Here is a 19,808-nt window from a genome sequence, read left to right as displayed (position 1 = left end):
CTGACATTTTTTGCTCGGACAGCCCTTCGGGAAGCACTGTCGGGTAACGAATAGATCACAGATACTATTGCAGACCCCCGCGGGGAGGTGTGAGCCTATCCTCGGGTGATGGACACCACACTCGCCCGTACGCTGCTCCTCGACGTGTTCGACCGGTTCGCCGAGGGCATCTCCGAGTCCGTCACCGATCTCGACGAGGACGCCCTGCGCTGGCGTCCGGCGCCCGATGCCAACCCGATCGGCTGGATCGCCTGGCACGTGCTCCGCGTGCAGGACGACCACCTGGCCGAGCTGGGCGGCGTTCAGCAGGCCTGGTTCGCGCAGGGCTGGCAGGAGCGGTTCGCCCTGCCCTACGACGAGGACGCCCACGGCTACGGCCAGTCCGCGGACGAGGTGTCCGCGTGGCGCGGCACGGCCGATCACCTGGCGGGCTACGCCGCCGACGTGCACGCGCTGACCCGGCGCGTCCTGGTGAAGCTGAGCGACTACGAGCGGGTCGTCGATGAGAGCTACGACCCGCCGGTGACGGCAGCGTCGCGCCTCGTGAGCGTCGTCAACGAGGTCAACCAGCACCTGGGCCAGATCGCCTACCTCCGCGGGATGCTGCCGAACGGCCCGGCGTGACGGCGGGCGGGGGCGGCGCTGCGCCACGATTCCGACTCCGCAACTCACCCCAGGAGGATGAAGGCGGCAACCACGAGCACCAGGCCGCAGAGCAGGCAGAGCCCGGCGACCACCGTCACGACGGCGACGATGCCGGTGGCGGCGCGGTTCCGGCGTGCCAATCCTCGATGAACTGAGGGTGGGACGCCGGCCGCCAGCGGGCCGGCCGGTGGGCCGTCCGAGGCGGGGTTGCCCGAGGCAGGGTTGCCCGACGCCTCGTTGTGGCCGCGCGGCTTCAGCCCTGCGCGGTCGTCTGCGCTCACCGACGCCGATCCTCGCGGAGCTCGCGCAGGAGCCAGGGCAGTTCGGTCTGCACCGCGTCGACGCCGAGGTCGAGCAGGTGGGACCACGCGGCCGTGGGGCTCTCCATCACCGCCTTCTCGTCGTCGAAGCCGCCGAACAACGGGATGCCGGTGGTGAGGGTCTCGGAGTTGATCCAGATGAGGAGGTCGTTGCGGTGAATCGAGTCGAGGACGTCCGGGTCGAACCACGGGTGGTCGGCGTCGTGGGTGATGAGCTCCACCCCGACCAGGTTGACCGCCTCGTCGCCCAGGGGCAGCGCGGCGAGCTCCTCGGGGGTCGAGCAGATCGCCAGCACGGGGTACGCCGTGCGGTGCTGGCGCAGGGCACCGAGCGCGGCGGTCTCCCAACTCGGCACCTTGAGCAGCAACTGGTCGGCCATCTTCAGCCCGTCGAGCACGCGCAACAAGGTGGGCCAGCGCCACCACGACCGGTCGAGGGCGAACATCACCGGCTTGCCCCGGAACTCGCCGAGCAACGAGGCCAGGCGCTCGACCTGGGCTCGGTGCCCGGGGCGGTTCTTCCAGCGGTAGCTCAGCTGCGCGATCTCGGCCGCGGTCAGCGACTGGATGTTGCGCTCCTCGCCCAGCAGTTCATCCTCGAACCCGTCGTGGAAGGCGTAGAAGATGTGGTCGGCCGACGCCGACACGTCGATCTTCACCAGGTCTGCCCCGGACTGCAGCGCGCACCGCACGGCCGCCGTCGTGTTGGACGGGAACGGCCCCACCGCCACGCCGGCGTGCGACACCACGAGCGGTCGCGACGACGCAGCGAGGCTGTTCAACAGCCCGTTCAGCTGCGTGTGTACGGCATCTCCGAACACGTGACCTCCTTGTCAGCGCGGCTTGGTCGGGTGGGGGAGCCCTGCCGGACCAGCATAGTCGGCGCCCTTCCGGCTCCCGGGAGCAGGGCGGTGCCCTACGTTTCAGGGGCACCCGTCAGGCAGCGCACAGGTCGGTCACAGCCACCGGGTCGACCCTCGGGAGCATGACTTCGACCCTGCCACCCGGCACCGTAGCCGGGCCGGCCGGCGCGTCCGCCCCTGCGCCGATGCCCGCATTCCCGGCGGCCGCGCTCCCGGCACCCGCGCAGCCGACAACCGCGCCCTCGAGGGTCCGGGAGCAGCTCGCTGCCCGCTACGCCGCCCAGCATCGCCGTCGGACGTGGGCCGCCGACACCCTGCAGGTGCTCGCCTGGATGGTGGTGGTGCTGCCCATCGGCCTGCGGCTCCACGACGGCGGCTGGAGCGCCCTGACCGCCTCGGCCGCCGGCCTGATGCGCGGCGTCGGCATCCTCACCGGCCTGGTGGCGACCTCCGCGATGGTCCTCATGCTGTGGCTCGCGGCGCGGGTGCCGTTCATCGACCGCACCCTCGGCCACGACCGCGCCCTGGCCCTCCACAAGGCGCTCGGCCAGTGGACCTTCGGCGGTCTGGTGCTGCACGGCGTCTACCTCGTCACCGGGTACGCGATGGCCGACCAGCTGAGCTGGTCCGCCGAGTTCGCCACCCTGTGGGGGGTGGGCGACTTCGTCCTCGCCGTGGTCGCGACGGGCCTCCTCGCCGTGGTGGCGGTCACGTCCGTCGCCGCCGCCCGCCGCCGGCTGGGCCACGAGGTGTGGCAGGGGATCCACCTGGTCACCTACGCCGCCATCCTCCTCGCGTTGCCCCATCAGTTCTCGTTGGGCGGGCTGTTCGCCGAGGGGCCGGCGCACTGGTTCTGGCTGGCGCTGTGGGGGGCGACCTTCTTCGTGCTGCTGACCCACCGCGTCCTCGTACCGCTCTTCGCGTCCGCCGAGCACCGCCTGCGCGTGTCGGCCGTGACGTGGGAGACCCCCGACACCGTGGCCATCGAGATGACCGGACGCCGCATCGCTCAGCTGGGCATCCGGCCGGGGCACTTCGCTCACTTCCGCTTCCTGCAGGGCGGGCTGTGGTGGCACCAGCACCCCTTCTCGCTGTCGGCCGCGCCGCACAAGGACACCATCCGCATCACCGTCCGCATGCTCGGTGAGGGCACCCGTCGTCTCGCCAGCACCCTGCGCCCGGGCACGCCCGTGCTCATCGAGGGGCCGTACGGCGTGTTCACCGACGCCGCCCGCACGGCCCCCGACGTGGTGCTCGTGGGGTTCGGGATCGGCGTCGCCCCGATCCGCGCCCTGCTGGAGGGCACCGACGTCGTGCCGGGCCACGCCACGGTCATCGTCCGGGCCTCCAGCGAGGTCGAGGTGGCCCACCGGGCCGAGCTGGAGGCGTGGTGCCGGGCCCGCGGCGTCCGCCTGCACGTGCTGACCGGTCACCGCGGCGTCCTGGCCGACGGCTCGGCGTCCTGGCTGCCCGCCTCCCACCTGCACTGGCGCCTGACCGACCTCACCGGGCCGCTGACCGAGGCCGACGTGTACGTCTGCGGGCCCGCGGGCGCGACCGAGCTGGTGGCCGACGAGGCGCTCGCCGCGGGCCTGCCCCCCGAGCGGCTGCATCGGGAGGAGTTCGCCTGGTGAGGGTGGGCCGGACGCCGTGACCGAGCGCGCGCGAGGGCTCACAGCGCGAGCACCGCGACGATCGTGAGCGTGGCGCCGGCGGCCAGCGCTGCGTCGCGCCACCCCCAGCGCACGGGACGCCACACGGTGCGCGGGGAGCGCCCCAGGCCGCGGGCCTCCAGCGCCTCCGCCAACTGCTGCCCACGCCGCAGCGCCACGACCAGCAGGCTGAAGGCGGCCCGCCGGAACGCGTCGAGGGTGAGCCTGTCCCGGCCGGCGCCCCGCGCCCGGACGCGGTGCGCGGCCCGCAGCGTCCACCACTCCTCGGGCAGCATCTCCATCAGCCGGTAGCCCGCCATCAGCGCGTACGCGTGGCGCGCGGGCACGCGCGCCTGCTGGTGGGCGGCGTTGAGAAAGGCGATGGCGTCGGTGGTCAGGGCGAACAGCGCGGCCAGGGCGCCGATCGCCAGGGAGCGTGCCCCCAGCGCGAGCCCCCACGCCAGGCCGTCGTCGGTGATCGTCAGCGGCCCCCACTGTGCCACCGGGACGCCGCCGCTGCGGCTGAGCACGTTGACCAGGAACGCCGACAGCGCGAACCACGCCACGGGCACCTGGAACAGCAGCAGCCGGCGCAGGGGGACCCGGCCGAGCGTCAGCGCCGCCGCGGTGGCCAGCGCCCAGAGACCCAGCACGGGCACGACGTCGAGGGTGAACAGCAACGCGATGCTGACGACGAACACGAGCGTGAACGTGGTGACCGGGGAGCAGCGGGCCAGGAAGGAGTCCGGCACGCGCGGCCGCGCCTGCCGCGAGCGTCCGGCAGGCTGGGCGCTGAGCCGCACCTCGGCGTCCGCGAGCCGCTTCACCAGGCCCCTGTCGTGGGTCGCGACGAGCAGGGCCACCCCGTCGGCGCGCAGGCCGGCGAGGACGCCCTCGACCGCGGTGACACCGGCGTCGTCGAGCCCGAACGTCGGCTCGTCGAGCAGCAGCACGGGTGGGCTCTGGGCCGCGGCGGCCACCAGCGAGAGCCGGCGTTGCTGGCCCAGGGAGAGCTGGTGAGGGCTCAGTTCCTCCAGCCCGGCGAGCCCCACCCGCTCCAGCAAAATAGCGGCGCGGCGGGCATCGGCGTTCCAGCTGATCTCCTCGCGCACGGTGTGGGCGACGAACTGGTTCTCGGGGCGCTGGAACACCATGCCCACGCGGGGGGCACCCAACGCGGCGCGGTGCGCGGGCAGCAGGCCGGCGATCGCCAGGAGCAGCGTCGACTTGCCCGAGCCGTTGGGCCCGGTGAGCGCCGTGAGCGTGCCCGGCCGCAGCGCGATGTCGACGCCGGGCAGCACGACCGGCCCGTCCGGCGCGCGGCGCACATCGGTGAGGTGCCAGCGGAATGGCGCGGCCGCCGTGGGAGCGGGGCGCGGCGCCGGGCCGGGTGCCCCCACGGGCCGTGCCGGCGCGGCGCAGCCTCGCCCGAGCGCGACCGTGTGGCTGGCACGGACGCCGGCGCGCGCCAGTTCCGCCCGGCGGTGCTCGACGATGACCGCCGCGGGGGCCCTGCCGCTCCGCGAGGCACCCTCCGCGACGCCCAGCTCCGTGCCCCGCGCCGTGCCCAGCTCCGTGCGCAGCAGCGCGGCGACGTCGGCGGCGGCGTCCGGGTCGAGCATCGAGAGGGGCTCGTCGAGCAGCACGACCTCGGGCCCGCCCACCAGGGTCGCCGCCAGCGCGACGCGCTGGGCCTCCCCGCCGGAGAGTTGCCCGGTCTGGCGTCCGAGCAGGTGGGTGATGCCGCAGCGCTCGGCGATGGCGGCCACACGCGGGCCGATCTCGGCGCGGGGCACGCCGGCGTTCTCCAGGGGTAGGGCCAGCTCGTCGCGGACGTTGGCCAGGCACAGCGACGAGGCCGGGTCCTGCGCCAGGAACCCCAGCCAGGCCGCCGCTGCCAGGGCGGCTGATCGGTGACGTCCGCGCCGTGGTGCAGCACCCGGCCGTCGAGGTCGCCGGCCCGCGTGTGGGGGATCAACCCGGCCAGCACCGCCAGCACGGTCGACTTGCCCGACCCCGACGGACCGGTCAGCGCCACCACGTCCCCCGCGGCGAGCGCCAGGTCGAGGCCCCGGACGACCGGCTCGTCGGTGTGGGTGACGGTGATGCCCTCGGCCCGCAGCGGCTCGGCTGCGTCCCCCGTCATTCCTGGCCGGCCGGCGCCAGTGCCCCGCGAGCGCGCTCCGCCCGCTCCGCGCGGCCGGCCGGCAGGTCCCGCAGCACGCCGCTGCGCAGCAGGGCTCGGGCCACCGCCCAAGCCAAGAGCCCGCACAGCACCACGCCCGAGGTCAGGTGCAGGCCCAGGCGCAGCGCGAACAGGTCTTGGCCCCACCAGCCGAAGCGAATCGTCGCGTAGACGAAGCTGAGGGCCGCGCCGGTCAGTCCCGAGGCCAGGAACACGCCGAGCCCGTAGCGGCGGTACCCGGTGAGCAGGAACGCCACCTCGGCGCCCAGCCCCTGGATGAACGCGCTCAGCAACAGGATGGGCCCGACGGGGCTGCCGAGGAACACCACCTCGACGACGGACGCCGCCACCTCCGCCAGGATGCCGGTGCCCGGGCGCCGCGTGATGAAGACGGCCAGGGGAGCCACGACGATCCAGCCCCCGATGAGCACGTTCTGGGCGAGATCGCCGAAGGGGCCCATCAGCACCCCGAGGGCGCGCCAGCCCAGCACCAGCGCGTAGTAGAGAAAGCCGAACACGACGCCGAGCACGACGACCGAGACGATCTCGGCCAGCGTCAGGGGGTGGGTGCCGGGGGTGCGTGGCGATGTGGTCACGATCAGACCCCCTGGGTCGGTGAATTGATGGACAGCGACAGGTGGGTGACCACGTGCTGGACGCCGGCCCCCGTGCGCAGCCACGCGGTCGCCACCAGCGCCAGGATGGCGCCGACGTCGCCGGCCAGGCGGGTCACGAAGTGATCCGACGAGTGGAACAACCCGGACGCCCTGGCCGTGGCGATGGCGTCCATGATCGGGGTCATGTGGGCCCCGCCCCCCTGCCCGTCGAGCAGGGGGTAGAGCGACCATTCGGCCCAGGCGCGGACGCCCGCGTCCGGCACCGCGACCGCCTCGCCGTCGACCCAGGGCCCGTGCCGCAGCGTGCAGGTCACCTCGCCCGGGCAGCCCCGGGAGAGGAGGACCTGCGCCGCCAGGTGGGCACCGTCGGCGCGGTGGGCCGCAGCGGCCACCAAGTCGGCGCAATACCTGACCACAGCGGCATCGGGGCCGCCGACGAAGGTGCTGACGGGCGAGGTGGTGAGCTCGAGCTCCGGCGGCCGCGGGGTGGCGGCGAGAGCGGTGGTGATGATGTCGACGTACCGGTCGGTCATGGGGTGGAGGGCGATCCGGGCCCCGATGCCGTAGGTGGCCGCCGAGGGTGCGGACGGTGTGGGTGCTGCCATGCCTGCCTTTCCGCCCCTGAGGGTGGTGGCCGGCAACGACGGGTGCGGCGCGACGCCCCACCCAGCCCGACTCCCTCCGCTGGTATGAACCAGTTCAGGTTCCACGGGTCAGTCAGGATGACTTTCTCAGCGCGTCGCGCTCCCCGGGGGCTTGCTGGCATCAGGCTAACCGATGGGCCCCCCTCCTGCGGCCGGCGTGGGGAATCCGGTGGTCCGGGTGGCCCAGCGAGTGTCCTCCCTGGGGGGACTGGTGAATTGATAGTGAAGGTGTCTAGCGTGGGAACTGTCTACGAACGGCCACTCCGGTCCCCCGAACAACAGGAGATGCCATGCCCCGCAGTCGCGTGAACCGTTCCCGCAGTGCCGTCTTCACCGTCGTGGGGCCCTGCCGGGTCCAGGGGCTGCGGGTGCCGTCCTGGTTGGCGTGGGTGACCCGACTGTCGTTGCTCACCCTCGCCGCGATCCCGGTGCACCAGCTGTTCTACGCGATCCTCGGGCCCCACTACGTCACGCCCTTCGGTGTCATGGGCATCAGCGAGGCGACGTTCGCCGCGTGGTGCGTGGCGATGGTCATCCTGCCCGGCTACCTGTGGATCACCTTCGCCGGCTGGCTGCAGCAGCGCAGCCAGTGGCGCGCCTTCCTCACCCAGGCCCGCACCCTGGGCGCTGACGTCATCCGGGTCGAGTGCGTCGAGGACGTCTCGGGCACCGCATCCACGGTCAACGCCCGCTCGGTGACTGCCCAGGGTGACACCGCGGACGCCCACCGCGTCGTGGTGTGGGACTCCGCCCGTGACGTCCGACCCGACACCTGGGTGGCGCTCAGCGAGAGCCGCCGCGTCCTGGCCACGGCCACCTCCGCCGAGCGCGACGCCGATCTGAGCTGAAGCGCTGGGGTTTCCGCGACCTCGCCCCCGCGCCGGTGCCCGCCGTCGCCCTGCGCTGAACGGACGCACGCCCGGGTTCGCACCCGTCCGACAGGCCGCCCACAGGACCGCCACAGGTGCGGCGCCGAGGCTGATGCCTGTCCGACGAAAGGAATCAGGATGAGCAGCAGGGCCAGGGCCGCCGCAGCGTTGGCGTCCCTCGGAATCCTCGGGCTTGGCTGGGGCACGGCGACCGCCCAGGGGCAGGTCGCACTGGCACTCAACCCGCCCACGACCGACACCACGACGCCCTCCGACACCGCGTCTTCCGACACAACGGCCTCCGACACCGCGTCTTCCGGCACCGCGTCTTCCGGCTCTGCGGCGACGAGTGGCTCGGGGGCGTCCTCGTCCAGCGGCGGCACGACCTCTTCCAGCAGCACCGGCTCGTGGGCCGACGGCACCTACACCGGCTCGACGGCGCGGCACCGCTACGGGTCGGTCACGGTGACCGTGACCGTGGCGAACGGCACGATCACCGGGGTGTCGGAGTCCGTCGTGAGCGATGGCGACCGCAAGTCCAACCAAATCAACGCCCGGGCCGTCCCGGCCATGCGCAGCGCGGTGCTGAAGGCCCAGGGCGACGACGTGGCGACCATCTCCGGAGCGACCTACACCACCGAGGCCTACCTCACCTCGCTGCAGTCCGCGCTCGACCAGGCGGCCGCGTGATGGGCGCCCCCTTCGTCTTCGCCGCCATGGGCACCGTGATCAGTCTGCACAGCGCCCGGCCCGTCCCCCGCGCCACCCAGGACGCCGTGCTCACCGCCTTCGCCACCCTGGAGGATCGCTTCAGCCTGTGGCGTCCCGACACCGAGGCCGCCCGGTTCGCCCGCGGCGAGCTGGCTCTGCCCGAGACCACCGAGGCGTTCCGGCAGGTGTACGACGAGGCGGTCACCTGGCGGCTGGCCACCGGCGGCGCGTTCACCCCGCACCGGCCCGACGGTGTCGTCGATCTCTCCGGCATCGTCAAGGCCATCGCCCTCCGCGACGCCGGCGCGGTGCTGCGGGCCGAGGGCCTCACCGACTGGTGCCTCAACGCCGGCGGTGACGTGGTGGCGTCCGGGCACCGGGCCTCCGGGGAGCCGTGGGTGGTCGGCATCGTCGACCCGCTCGACCGGTCCCAGCTGTTCACCGAGTTCCAGATGGGCCCCGAGCGGTGGGCCGTCGCGACGTCGGGCACCGCGGAGCGTGGCGAGCACGTGTGGCGGCTGGGCGCCGACGACACCTTCGTGCAGGTGACCGTGTGCGCCCGTGACATCGTGACGGCCGACGTGCTGGCCACCGCGATCCTCGCCGGCGGGCCCGAGGCGCTGGCCCGGGCCCAGGAGCTCGACGACATCGACGTGCTCGCCTGCAGCGCGGGGGAGCGCGTCTGGGCCAGCGCGGTGTTCCTCGCGGCCTGACGCTGCGGGGTCGTCCCAAGGAACGACTCCTTTGGTGCGACCCGGTGGCAAGGTGCGTCCTCCCAAGGAATGAATTTCACCACGGATCGGGTGTCGGGGGTGCGCGACGGGTCTGAGGATTCTTAGGGTGTTCTCATGCGTGACCCCAGTGCGCTCGACGCGGTGCTGCGTCGACTGGTCCTCACCGTCGCCGGTGCGGCCCTCTTGGTGCTGTTCCCCTCCGGGGCCTTCGGCGGTGCGGGGTGGCTGCCGGTCACCCCGGTCGCCGACCTCACGGTCGCCCAACTCGCCGGGCTGCTCGTCATTGCGCTGGCCTGGGCCAGCCAGATCGCCCAACTGGGTGTGCTGCCCGCCGCCCGGCTCGCGGAGCCGGGCACACTCGCGCTCGCGGCGGCAGCGGCAGGATCACTGGCGGCGGTGGTGCTCGCCGTCATCCATGCCGAGGCGCTGGCCGTCGTGGCCGCGCTGGTGCTGCTCGTCGGCGCGCAGCTGGGCCTGGCCCTGCGCATCGACCGGGTGCGGCGCCGGACGCCCGCGGCGTCCGGCCCCGTGGCGCCGGTGGCTCAGAGGTAGTCCTCGAGGGCGCGGATCAGCGTCGCCTTCGTCTTGCCGCCGGTCATCGAGGTGACGACCGTGCCGTCCACGAACAACTGGAGCGTCGGCAGACCCATGATGCCCTGTTGGGCGGGAACCTGCGGGTTGCTGTTGGTGTCGAGCTTCACGAACGTGACCTTGTCGCCGTACTCGGCGGCGAGCTCGTCGATGATGGGGGCGATCTGCTTGCAGGGCGAGCACCAGTCGGCCCAGTAGTCCACCAGGACCGGCTTGGACGACTGCAACACGACCTCATCGAACGTGGAATCGGTGACCTCGGCGACGGAACCCATGCTTGCTTCTCCTTCGTGTGGGTACCCGTCCAACACTATCGGGTGGCGCGGCATTCCTCGTCCCCGCCGGGTCCGGGCGCTCAGGCGCTACGGTGGCGCGATGGAGGAGTGGCTGCGCATCGGCGAGGTGGCCCGCCGCACCGGGCTCACGGTGCGGACCCTGCGCCACTACGACGACCTGGGCCTGCTCGTGCCCAGCGGCCGCTCCGGGGGTGACTACCGGCTCTACTCCGCCGACGACCTGCGCCGGCTCCTGGCGATCCAGCACCTGAAGAGTCTCGGACTGGCGCTGCCCGAGATCGCCGCGGCCCTCGACGACCCGGCCTTCGACGCCGCGGACGCCCTCGCCCGCCACATCGCCGTCGTGGAGGAGCGCCTGGCGGCCGAGCGGGCGCTGCTCGCCCGGCTGCGCGGCCTCGTGGGCGTGGCCGACGCGGGCTGGGGCGACGTGGTCGACGCCATCGCCCTCACCGAGCGGCTGTGCCACCCCGAGGCGCACGTGCGGTTCCGGGCGGCGCTCGACGCGCCGGCGTCCGCCCCGCTCGCCACGCTGCTGGCGCAGCTGCGCACCGAGCCCGAGCCGGGCGTCCGCGAGAACCTCACGTGGGCGATCGTGCGGCACCCGGACGCGCTCGCTGCCGTGGTGCCGCAGCTGGCGGACCGGGACGCCGGCGTCCGGCTGCGCATGACGCACGTGCTGTCCAAACTTGCCGACCCGGCGGCCGTCCCGGCCCTCGTGCCCCGGCTGGCGGACGCCGACGCCGCGGTCCGCGCCAAGGCGGCCTTCGCGCTCGGGCAGGTGGGCGGCCCGGACGCCTTGCTCGCCCTCGTCGGGGCGCTCGGCTCCGACGACCCGCTGTTGGCCGACGCGGTGGTCTCCGCGCTCGACCGGTTCGGGTCGCGGGCCGTCCCGCTGTTGGAGGCGGCCCTCGCGGGCGGCGGCCCGGCGGTGCGCGAGCAGGCCGCCGAGGCGCTCGGCTTCGTGGCCGACCCGGCCGCCACGGACGCCCTCGCCGCCGCCCTGGACGACCCCGAGGGCAGCGTCCGATTCGCTGCGCTCACGGCGCTCGGCGCTCTCGGCACGCCCGAGGCCCGTGCGGCAGCCGGGCAGCGGGCCGACGACGCCGACCCGCACACCCGGCTGCTCGCCCGGCGGATCGCGGGCAGCTGACCGGCGCCGGGTTCAGGCCCGCGCCGCCAGTCGCTTCCGACGCGCGGCGAGCGCACCGGCGACGCTGGCGAGCACGCTGTCGTCACCGGCGGCCAGCGCGGCCAGGGCCTCGTCGGCCACCGGGCCGAGCTGACCGAGCGCCGTGGCGGCCATGACGCGCACCTCCGCGTCGGCGTCCGCCGTGGCACCGGTGAGGGCATCCACGGCCGCGTCGGCGTCCGGGCCGAGGTGGCCCAGGGTCTCGGCGGCGTGACGCCGCACCGCCACACGCTCGGAGGTCAGCGCCTCGACCAGGGCGGGCACGCCCGCCCCGCCGAGGGTGACGAACGCGTTGGTGAGCGCATCGGTCTGGTGCGCGTCGCCGTCGCCGAGGCGGGCGGCGAGCAACGGCACGACCGAGGCGTCGCCGGTGTTGGCGGCCGCGCGGTAGGCCTTGATGGCCACCTGGGCGTCGGCGTCCGCGACGAGCGGGGCGAGGTGCGCGGCGAACTCCGGGCGCGCGGCCTTGCTCAGCACGTGGGCTGCCTGCATGCGGGCCTCGGCGTCCGGGGAGTCCAGCAGGGCCAGGACGGCGGGCAGCGCGGCGTCGATCACCTGGACGGTGGCCCAGGTGACGCGCTCGCGCACCTGGCAATCGGTCTCGGCGCCGAGGCGCGCGGCGAGGGCGTCCGCGGCGTCGGTCACGCGGTCGATCCCGATGAGGGACGCCGCGTCAAAGCGCGTCGCGCTGTCGTCGCTGTGGAGCTGCGTCACGAGCAGCTCGGTGGTGTACGTGGGGTTGTTGGTCATGGTTCCCACCTCCTGGTCGTGAACCTAGAGCCTCACGCAGCGTGAGGGTCAAGCGGTGGTCGCCCGGGGCCGATAGCCTGCGCCCATGACCCCGCGGATCCGGTCCACCAACCTCGCCCGGCCCAAGCCCGACCCGGGCACGCCCCGCCTGACGGGGATCGACAAGCGGTCGGCGCCGGCGATCGAGGTGTTCGCCCCAGGGCCGGCCGACGGCGACGGGCCTCATTACGGGGACGGCCCCGGCGTGGCGGGGGATCTGGTGGGCGACAGCCAGCACCACGGGGGTGCCCACAAGGCGGTCTACGCGTTCAGCCGCGAGGAGCTCGACTGGTGGGGCAGCGAGCTCGGCCGCGACCTGCCCGACGGCTGGTTCGGGGAGAACCTCACCACCGAGGGCCTCGACCTCGACCGGTTGCTCGTCAACCAGCGGGTGCGGGTCGGGGACGCCGTCGAGCTCGAGGTGTCGATCTCGCGGCAACCGTGCGCCACGTTCGCCCGCCACATGGGCGAGCGGGGCTGGGTGAAGCGGTTCGCCGCGCACGGCCGGTGCGGGGCGTACTTCAGGGTGGTCGGGCCCGGCACGGTCCGCCCCGGTGACGCCGTGACCCCGCTCGAGGCCCCCGAGCACGACATCGATCTGGTCACCCTGTTCGCCGCCGAGATGGGCGACGACGACGCCGCCCGCCGGGTGGTGGCGGCCGGCGTCGTGCCGCCCCATTGGCACGACCGGCTGGCCCGGCGCGTCAGGCGCGGGCGATCGCCTTCTCGGTGAGCACCGCGTCGGCCAGCGCCTGCAGGTAGCGTTCGGCGTCCAGCGCCGCCTGGCAGCCGGTGCCGGCGGCGGTGATCGCCTGGCGGTAGGTGTGGTCGACCAGGTCGCCCGCGGCGAACACGCCGGCCAGGTTCGTCTCGGTCGACTGGGGCTTGGTGAGCACGTAGCCCTCGGCGTCGAGGTCGACCTGGCCCTTGACCAACTCCGAACGCGGGTCGTGGCCGATGGCGATGAAGACGCCCTGCACGGGCAGGTCGCGGGTCGCGCCGGTCTCGGTGTCGCGCAGGGTGATGGATTCCACCGAGCCCTCGCCGTTGATCGACTCCACGACGGAGTTCCATTCGAACGCGACCTTCGGGTCGGCCTCGGCGCGGGCCGCCATGATCTTGGACGCCCGCAGCTCGCCCCGGCGGTGCACGAGCGCGACGGAGGAGCCGAACCGGGAGAGGAAGGTGGCCTCCTCGACCGCGGAGTCGCCGCCGCCGATGACGGCGATCGGCTTGTCGCGGAAGAAGAAGCCGTCGCAGGTGGCGCACCACGAGACGCCGCGGCCCGACAGTTCATCCTCACCGGGCACGCCCAGCCGGCGGTAGCCGGAACCCATGGCGAGGATCACGGCCTTGGCGCTGTGGGTGGTGCCGGCGGCGTCCGTCACCGTCTTGACCGGGCCGGTCAGGTCGACCGCCACCACGTCGTCGGCCACCAGCTCGGCCCCGAAGCGCTCCGCCTGGGCCTGCATGTTCATCATCAGATCCGGACCCATGATGCCCTCGGGGAAGCCCGGGAAATTCTCCACCTCGGTGGTGTTCATCAGGGCGCCGCCCGCGTCCACCGCACCGGTGAACACCAGCGGCGCGAGGTTGGCGCGCGCCGCGTACAGCGCTGCGGTGTAGCCGGACGGACCCGACCCGATGACGATGACTTCGCGGACGTCGCTCATGAGTTCCCTTGCTCGGTGCGTGTGCGTTGCGTGTGCGTTGCGTGTGCGTTGCGTGGACCAATCTAGTGCCGCAACGCGACACCCCCCGCCGCTATTCCGGCCCCGGGTGGGCTCACGGGCCGACGCTGACCTCGAAGATCGAGCCCTGGTGGTTCGGCTCCACGCGCGGCAGCTCGGTGAGGTAGACCAGCACGAAGCGCGTGGCCTCGGCCGCATCCAGCGGCAGCTGGACCTCACCGCCGGCCCCGTCGAACCGCGCCACGGTGCGCCAGTCCCGCTCCGAGCCGAGCGGCGGCACCACCGCCGTCGGATCGTTGGGCACCCGGATCTCCCCGCTGGTGGGGCCACTGCCCAGCAGCACCGACACCCGACCGACCTCCCTGACCTCCCCGAGGTCGACGATGACACCGGCCCCCGGCTTGCGGTCATTGAATGTCGCCGTGCGCCCGTAGCGCTCGGTGGTCCAGGCCGTGGTCGGGTCCCCGTCGACGGCGAGCGAGGCCTGGTCGGGATTCTCGGTGTCGTCACCCCCGTCGCCGGCCGGGTCGAAGTCGCGGGCGGACGCCACCGCGTACGTCGCCGGCTCCTGGGGCGTCCGTGCCGTCTGCGACAGCCCGTTGCCCACCATCACGAGGCTGACGACCAGCGTGACCGCGAACAGGCCGAGCAGGGCCCCGTACCACCGGCGGGGCGGATCGGGCGGCAGCGAGCGGGCGTCCGGGCCCCCCGGCCGCGCCGCCTCGAATGCCCGCGCGGACGACGCCGAGCGTTCTGACGACGCCGAGCGTGCCGACGACGCCGATGTCGCCGTGCCGCCACCCGTCCGTCCCCCGCGGGGCGGCGGGACGGGCGTGATCCGGTCGGTGTTTTCCGGCTCGTCATCGTGCTCGGCGGCGGGCCGACGGTCACGCGTCGGGCGTCGGGCGTCGCCGTCCTCCGCGTCGAACCAGTAGGACTGCGTGGAGTCCCCGTCCCCGGCGCCGGGGGCCCACCGCTGCGTGCCGTCCTCGTCGTCGTCCTCGCCTCCGGCGTTCGGAACCACCCGCGGCGGCGGAAGAGCAGGGCGTTCGCCCGGGCCCCGCACGCCGAGCGGCGTCGCACCCGGGGTGCCCGGCACCTCCGGCGGGAGCGGCACGGCGGGCACGTCGAGGGGGGCGGGGGTGTCGAGGGGGGCAGGGGCGTCCAGGCGTGCGAGGGGGTCGCCGAGGGCGAGCGGGGTGGCGAGCAGGTTGGTCGGCGGCGGCTTGGGCACGGTGAGCTGCACGGTCGAGACGGGGAAGCGCAACCGCCGGTCGAGCACGTGCGACTGGTCCTGCCCACGCAGGAGGTGGGTGAGCGCGTGGTCGATGTCTTGGGCGCTGGTCAGGCGCGAGGCGCGCCCGCGCGGCGTCCGGGACACGATGCGGTCGACCACGTCGGACAGTTCCGGAGAGACGCGGGCCGTCACCTGGCGCGGCAGGAGCAGCCGCCCGCCCGCGTCCGTCGGCGCCGCCGCCAGCCCGTAACGGGCGCCACCCGGCCAGCGGCCCACCGTGGCGGCGTACAGCAGGTGGCCGAGGGCGAGGACGTCGGCGCGCTCGCCGTCCGCGTCGTCGGACGTCTCCGGGTGCAGGGCGTTCTCGACGAGGAAGCCTACGATCTTCACGTTGCCGCTGGCGGTGATGATGATCGTGTCCGGGTTGAGCTGCCGGTGGTAGAGCCCCTGAGCATGCATCGCGACCAGGCCGGAGGCGACCTCGCGCACCACCCAGGCGGCCTCGAGGTCGCTGAAGTGGCCCTGCCGGAGCGCCAGCTCCAGCGACTGCCCGGGGGCGTACTCGCACACGATGTAGCTGCCGTGCGCCTCCTCCTCGACGAGCACCGCGTCCCACACCCGCAGGAAGCGCGAGTCCACCGCCGGGGCGGCGCGCCGGGCCTGGTCGAGGATCTCCAGGGCGCGCGGGTCACCGGGTGCCATGACGTGAACGAGCACGGGCCGGGAGAGCTTCACGTCGAACCCGCGCCACGTCGAGGTGCCGCCGCGGCGGTGCAGCGGCTCGTCCAACCGGTAGCGGGCGTTCAGGATCTGGCCGGGTACCACGTGGCCCACCGGGACGTCGGAGGCCGGGAAGGAGGTGGCCGGCGTCCGGTGGGGGTCGTGCGGATCGGGGTAGGAGAGCAGGGGGGCCTCCCCGGTGGGGACCTCCGGGGCCTCGGCGCGCCCGCCCGCGCCCGGCCCTGCCAACGACCCTGCACCCGGGTCGCCGACCGGCGACGGGCCGCCGGTGACCGGGTCTGCCTCACGGCCGCCCCCGGCCGGGGCGGGGCCGTCGGCGTGCTCGGCGCCACCGCGTCGGCGGCGCAGCACGGCGAGCAGCTCGCCGGGCTCGGCGATCCGGAGGTGCCGGGCCGTGACGAAGAACGCCACGAGCACGACGGCGACCGCCCCCAGGAAGCCGGCCACCACGACCGGGAGGGACCCGTCACGCAGCACCCACCAACCGATGACGAGGGCTGCGATGCCCCCCCGGGCGGCGGCCAGCAGCAGCCGGGCGAGGTGTTGGACGAGGGTGCCCCCCGAGAGCCCGGGGAGGCGGCGACGCAACGCGGCGTGGGTCACGAGGGCGCCGACCGCGTAGGCGACGCCGTACGCCAAGGCCAGCCGGGGGGCGACGGTGGCCGGCGAGCCGCCCAGCCCCACCAGGAGCAGGCCGACCCCGAGGTTGACCACGGCGATCGCGATCTGGAGCAGGAACGGGGTCCGGGTGTCCTCGAGCGCGTAGTAGGCGCGCAGGTACACGTACTGCACGGTGAACGGCACGAGCGCCGGGGCGAACGCCACGAGCGTCCAGCCGATGGCGTCCCAGCCCGTGGCGCCGGCGCCGTGGCCGAAGGCGATCCGCGCGAACGGCAACCCCAGCGCCAGGAAGCCGACGGAGGCGGGCACCAGGAACGCACAGGCGAGCCGCATCGTGCGGGTCGTCTCGGCGGCGACGCCCTGCAGGTCGCCCGATGCCGCGAGCCGGGACGCCGACGGCAGCATCGCCGTGGCCAGCGAGACGGTCAGCAGCGAGTGCGGCAGGATCCACACCAGGTAGGCGGTGCTGTAGGCCGCCAGTCCGGCACCCTGACCGTCCGGCGAGCCCGTCGCGGAGGAGGCCAGCCGGCTCACGACCGCCTGCACAACGGTGGTGAGCAGCACGTAGCCGAGCATCCAGGACGCCAACCGGAACGTCTCGCCGAGCCCCTGGCCCGCCAGGTCCCACCGCAGGCGGTACCGCAGCCCGATCGACCGCAGGGCCGGCAGCAACGCGAGCGTCTGCACGATGATCCCGAGCGTCGAGCCGAGGCCCAGCAGGTACACCTGCTCGTCGGTGAACGGCACCGAGCCCGCCTGGTTGGTGCCCCACAGCGCGACGTAGAGGCCGAGCACGCCGATGCCGACCACGTTGTTGAGGATCGGTGCCCACATCATCGGCCCGAACCGGTCGCGGGCGTTGAGCACCTGGCCGACGAGGAAGAAGGCGCCGAAGAAGAACAGCTGCGGCATGGTGAGCAGCGCCAGCAGCACCAGCTGGTGCCAGTGGCCGGCCATGGCAGGGGCGCGCCAGCTCGCGTCCGTCCACAGGCTCATGAGTGGGCCGGCCAGCGCGGTGGCGAGCACGGCGAGCACCGCCAGCACCACGCCGAAGGCCGTCATGATGCGTTGCACGAACGCCTCGCCGCCGTCGGCGTCGCTGCGCACGTGGCGCACGATCTGCGGTACGAGCACCGTGTTGAGGGCGCCGCCGGCGAAGATCATGTAGAGGCTGTTCGGCACCAGCGTGGCCACCGCATAGGAGTCGGCGAGGGGGTTGTTGGCGCCGAGCACGATCACGAGCAGCGTCGCCTTCACGAAGCCCAGCACGCGGCTGATCGCGGTGCCGGACGCCATCACGGCGGTCGCGTTGACCAGGCGCCGGGACGCCGCGCCGGCCTCCGGTGCCGCCTCAGCCATGCTCGCCCGCCTTCTGTGCTCGTGTGGCCGCCCGGACGCGGTGGATGCGCAGCGCGGTCGTCGTGACCAGCACGACGGCCGAACCAATCACCAGCACCCACCCGATGAGACCGAAGTTGGTGGTCTCCACCACGATCGCCTCGTCGGCGGTCAGCCTACGGCCCGCGAGCGACTCGACGTGGATCCGAGCCTCCACCACGCCGCCGCCCGACGCCTCCGCCCGCAGCAACAGCGCGGTGCTGCTGCCCGGTTCCACCCGCGTCGCCTCCGCCGGGACGAACCGAATCCGCTGCGGGTTGTCGGTGGTGGCCACCACCCGCACCACCACCGGGTCGACGAGGTGGTTCGTCACGGTGACGGGGTAGTCGCCCGAGGAGCCGGCGAGCGAGAAGCGGGCGGACGCCGACAGCTCCAGCCCCGCATCGAGCGCCCAGAAGCCCGCCCGGGTGTCGACGGCGTCGAGGTAGGCGTCGCGCCCGGCGGGGTCGTCGGCAAACCAGCGGGACGCCGCCCGCGCGAGCACGTCCTCGGGCAGACCCGCCAGGTCTGCCTCCGGGGCCGCCTCGGCATAGGCCTGGATGCCCGCCATGAGGTCCTCGACGCGCAGCAGGGTCGCCTCGTCGAGCCCCGTGGTGGGGTCGGCCGCACCCAGCGTCTGGTCGGGCGGGGTGGTGGCGAGCAGCGTCGCGAGGTCGGTGCGCCTCACCCAGTCGGGGGTTGCCGCGTCGATCGCCACGTCCTCGGCGCTGCGCAGCACCCGCACCTGCCGGCCGTCGGCGCGGGCCAGCGCCGTCAACACGGCGGTGCGCGCCAGGGGTTCGTCGGCGAGCGAGGCCGGCAGGGTCAGGTCGGTGGGGGCGAGCGCCGGCACCACCGTGGTGCCGCCCACGTCGACGGGGGCGGCGTCCGCGTCGAGCCCGGTGGCGAGCACCGGCCGGCCCTGGTCGCTGAGCGCGGCCAGGGTGGTGGCGGCCGGGGCGTCCAGCACGGCGGCGACAGGCAGGTCGACGTCGGGGACGGCCTCCCCGGCCGCCGTCGCGGCGGCGACGACCTCGGCGCGGGCGGCGTCCGGTGTGGCGAACAGGCCCGCGTGACCGCGGTCGGGGTCCAGCTGGTCGTAGTCGCCCAGCCAGGCCTGGGCCAGGTCGGCGTGGGTTCCCTCCTCGGAGACGCCTGGTGCGGTGCGGACGCGGTAGCCGTCGGCCATGTCGCGCACCTCGGCCAGCAGGGCCGGGTCGACCACCCAGTCGCGGCTGCGCGCCGCGTCGAGGAGGACGCGCAGGCGGCCCTCGAGATCGTCGGCGAGACCGTCATCGACGAACAGATCGCCCTTCACCTGCCGGGGCGGCGCCGAGAGGTCGACGACGGAGGTCAGCGACACCTCCGCCCCGGCGTCCGGCACCGTGACGAGGGTGCGGGCGATGGCCACCTCGCCGCTGGGGGCGTCCGGTGCGGCGCGGGCGGTGACGCGGACGCCGACCCAGTAGGAGGCCCCCGTGCGGGTCAGGCCCAGGCCGCCCAGCGTGCCACTGGCCGACCCGGAGACCTCGGTGCCGAACGGCAGGGACGCGTCGGGAGCGGTCAGCGCGGCGGTGTTGCTGGGCTCGACCGCCTGGCTGGTGCCGCTGGGCGGCTCCTCGGCCGCGAGGGTGCGGGTGAGCGCCGCGGCCGACCGCAGCACGGCGGTGGAGCGCCACAGCTGGAGTTGGACGTCGTGCAGCGGATCGCCGGTGGTGTTGGCGACGGTGGCGGTGAGCACCAGCACGGCGTCCGGCCCGGACCCGATGAGGCTGGCGGCGGTGAGCGCGACGGCGGGCCCCTCGGCGGCGGCCGCGCGGGGCGGTGCCAGCGGCCACAGCAGCGCCAGGACGATCGCGACCAGCGCCCCGAGCGCGGGCGCGCGGCGTGGCTGCGGTCGACTCACCGCTCCATCGTAGGCTCGCCCCCGGTGGGCGCCGACACGCACACTCCGGTCTCGAACTCCGGTTCCGGAGCCGGAGTTTGAGCACCAAACCGGAGTGTGAGCGTCCCTCGCGCAGAGCCGGACGCCGCAC

The 19,808-nt window shown here is 74.0% G+C and carries 18 protein-coding genes, 1 pseudogene and 1 riboswitch; of the genes and pseudogenes, 8 read left to right on the top strand and 11 right to left on the bottom strand.

The genetic code is table 11. The annotated features are described in order from the left end of the window. The first annotated feature begins 108 nt into the window (after positions 1–108). Positions 109–624: a mycothiol transferase gene (locus PCC79_RS16095; protein ID WP_342372440.1), complete on the top strand. Its 516-nt coding sequence runs from the start codon at positions 109–111 to the stop codon at positions 622–624. Positions 625–668: 44 nt separating this feature from the next. Here the strand turns inward: PCC79_RS16095 and PCC79_RS16090 are convergent, their stop codons facing one another. Then, positions 669–926: a hypothetical protein gene (locus tag PCC79_RS16090; RefSeq protein ID WP_342372439.1), complete on the bottom strand. Its 258-nt coding sequence runs from the start codon at positions 924–926 to the stop codon at positions 669–671. Next, positions 923–1,786 carry a glycerophosphodiester phosphodiesterase family protein gene (locus PCC79_RS16085; protein ID WP_342372438.1) on the bottom strand — a complete coding sequence of 288 codons (864 nt, stop codon included), beginning with the start codon at positions 1,784–1,786 and terminating at the stop codon, positions 923–925. Before PCC79_RS16085 ends, PCC79_RS16090 begins: the two co-directional genes overlap by 4 nt. Before the next feature lie 164 nt (positions 1,787–1,950). Between PCC79_RS16085 and PCC79_RS16080 the strand changes: the two genes are divergently transcribed. Continuing rightward, the gene (locus PCC79_RS16080; RefSeq protein ID WP_342372437.1) at positions 1,951–3,462 is read left to right on the top strand and encodes a ferredoxin reductase family protein; all 1,512 of its coding nucleotides are present in this window, start codon (positions 1,951–1,953) and stop codon (positions 3,460–3,462) included. 38 nt (positions 3,463–3,500) lie between these two features. Here the strand turns inward: PCC79_RS16080 and PCC79_RS16075 are convergent, their stop codons facing one another. From PCC79_RS16075 to PCC79_RS16065, 4 genes and pseudogenes are all read right to left on the bottom strand, one after another. Beyond that, positions 3,501–5,276 carry an ATP-binding cassette domain-containing protein gene (locus tag PCC79_RS16075; protein ID WP_342372436.1) on the bottom strand — a complete coding sequence of 592 codons (1,776 nt, stop codon included), beginning with the start codon at positions 5,274–5,276 and terminating at the stop codon, positions 3,501–3,503. Positions 5,277–5,383: 107 nt separating this feature from the next. Continuing rightward, positions 5,384–5,626 (bottom strand): annotated as a pseudogene (locus tag PCC79_RS17445) (ATP-binding cassette domain-containing protein); the annotation flags it as partial. After that, a complete protein-coding gene (locus PCC79_RS16070; protein WP_232547070.1) occupies positions 5,623–6,261 on the bottom strand; it encodes an ECF transporter S component in 639 nt (212 codons plus the stop codon). The pseudogene PCC79_RS17445 and the gene PCC79_RS16070, both read right to left, overlap by 4 nt. A gap of 2 nt (positions 6,262–6,263) precedes the next feature. Further along, positions 6,264–6,887 (bottom strand): YkoF family thiamine/hydroxymethylpyrimidine-binding protein, encoded by a 624-nt coding sequence (locus PCC79_RS16065; protein WP_342372435.1) that lies wholly within the window; start codon positions 6,885–6,887, stop codon positions 6,264–6,266. 52 nt (positions 6,888–6,939) lie between these two features. Beyond that, a riboswitch (TPP riboswitch) is annotated at positions 6,940–7,043 on the bottom strand. A gap of 173 nt (positions 7,044–7,216) precedes the next feature. Between PCC79_RS16065 and PCC79_RS16060 the strand changes: the two genes are divergently transcribed. The 4 genes from PCC79_RS16060 to PCC79_RS16045 all read left to right on the top strand — a co-directional run bounded on the left by PCC79_RS16060 (position 7,217) and on the right by PCC79_RS16045 (position 9,792). After that, a complete protein-coding gene (locus tag PCC79_RS16060; protein ID WP_342372434.1) occupies positions 7,217–7,774 on the top strand; it encodes a hypothetical protein in 558 nt (185 codons plus the stop codon). Between the two features lie 159 nt (positions 7,775–7,933). Continuing rightward, positions 7,934–8,485, top strand: coding sequence for an FMN-binding protein (locus tag PCC79_RS16055; protein ID WP_342372433.1), 552 nt, complete (start codon positions 7,934–7,936; stop codon positions 8,483–8,485). Beyond that, a complete protein-coding gene (locus PCC79_RS16050; protein ID WP_232547075.1) occupies positions 8,485–9,219 on the top strand; it encodes an FAD:protein FMN transferase in 735 nt (244 codons plus the stop codon). Before PCC79_RS16055 ends, PCC79_RS16050 begins: the two co-directional genes overlap by 1 nt. 135 nt (positions 9,220–9,354) lie before the next feature. After that, positions 9,355–9,792, top strand: coding sequence for a hypothetical protein (locus PCC79_RS16045; RefSeq protein WP_342372432.1), 438 nt, complete (start codon positions 9,355–9,357; stop codon positions 9,790–9,792). Here PCC79_RS16045 and trxA read toward each other — a convergent pair. After that, positions 9,783–10,106, bottom strand: a complete 324-nt coding sequence (gene trxA, locus PCC79_RS16040; protein ID WP_342372431.1) for a thioredoxin — start codon at positions 10,104–10,106, stop codon at positions 9,783–9,785. The genes PCC79_RS16045 and trxA overlap by 10 nt on opposite strands. A gap of 100 nt (positions 10,107–10,206) precedes the next feature. Here trxA and PCC79_RS16035 point away from each other — a divergent pair, with 100 nt between their 5' ends. After that, positions 10,207–11,277, top strand: coding sequence for a HEAT repeat domain-containing protein (locus PCC79_RS16035; protein ID WP_342372430.1), 1,071 nt, complete (start codon positions 10,207–10,209; stop codon positions 11,275–11,277). Between the two features lie 12 nt (positions 11,278–11,289). On the opposite strand, the gene PCC79_RS16030 is transcribed toward PCC79_RS16035, so the two are convergent. Beyond that, a complete protein-coding gene (locus PCC79_RS16030) occupies positions 11,290–12,066 on the bottom strand; it encodes a HEAT repeat domain-containing protein (RefSeq protein ID WP_342372429.1) in 777 nt (258 codons plus the stop codon). An 85-nt stretch (positions 12,067–12,151) separates the two neighbouring features. Here PCC79_RS16030 and PCC79_RS16025 point away from each other — a divergent pair, with 85 nt between their 5' ends. Further along, complete coding sequence (locus PCC79_RS16025; protein WP_342372428.1) at positions 12,152–12,838, top strand: MOSC domain-containing protein; 687 nt, start codon at positions 12,152–12,154, stop codon at positions 12,836–12,838. Here PCC79_RS16025 and trxB read toward each other — a convergent pair. The 3 genes from trxB to PCC79_RS16010 form a co-directional block, all read right to left on the bottom strand. Continuing rightward, on the bottom strand, positions 12,810–13,778 hold the full coding sequence (trxB, locus tag PCC79_RS16020; RefSeq protein WP_232547081.1) for a thioredoxin-disulfide reductase: 969 nt from the start codon (positions 13,776–13,778) through the stop codon (positions 12,810–12,812). The two genes, PCC79_RS16025 and trxB, sit on opposite strands and share 29 nt — an antisense overlap. 112 nt (positions 13,779–13,890) lie before the next feature. After that, entirely contained in the window at positions 13,891–17,754 is a 3,864-nt protein-coding gene (gene murJ / locus PCC79_RS16015; protein WP_342372427.1) for a murein biosynthesis integral membrane protein MurJ, read from the bottom strand. Beyond that, complete coding sequence (locus PCC79_RS16010; protein WP_342372426.1) at positions 17,747–19,678, bottom strand: hypothetical protein; 1,932 nt, start codon at positions 19,676–19,678, stop codon at positions 17,747–17,749. The genes murJ and PCC79_RS16010 overlap by 8 nt, the downstream gene beginning before the upstream one ends. Positions 19,679–19,808: the final 130 nt, after the last annotated feature.

It is taken from the genome of Propioniciclava soli (assembly GCF_038502305.1).
Lineage (GTDB): Bacteria > Actinomycetota > Actinomycetes > Propionibacteriales > Propionibacteriaceae > Propioniciclava > Propioniciclava soli.
This window is presented reverse-complemented; position numbering and strand designations above follow the sequence as displayed.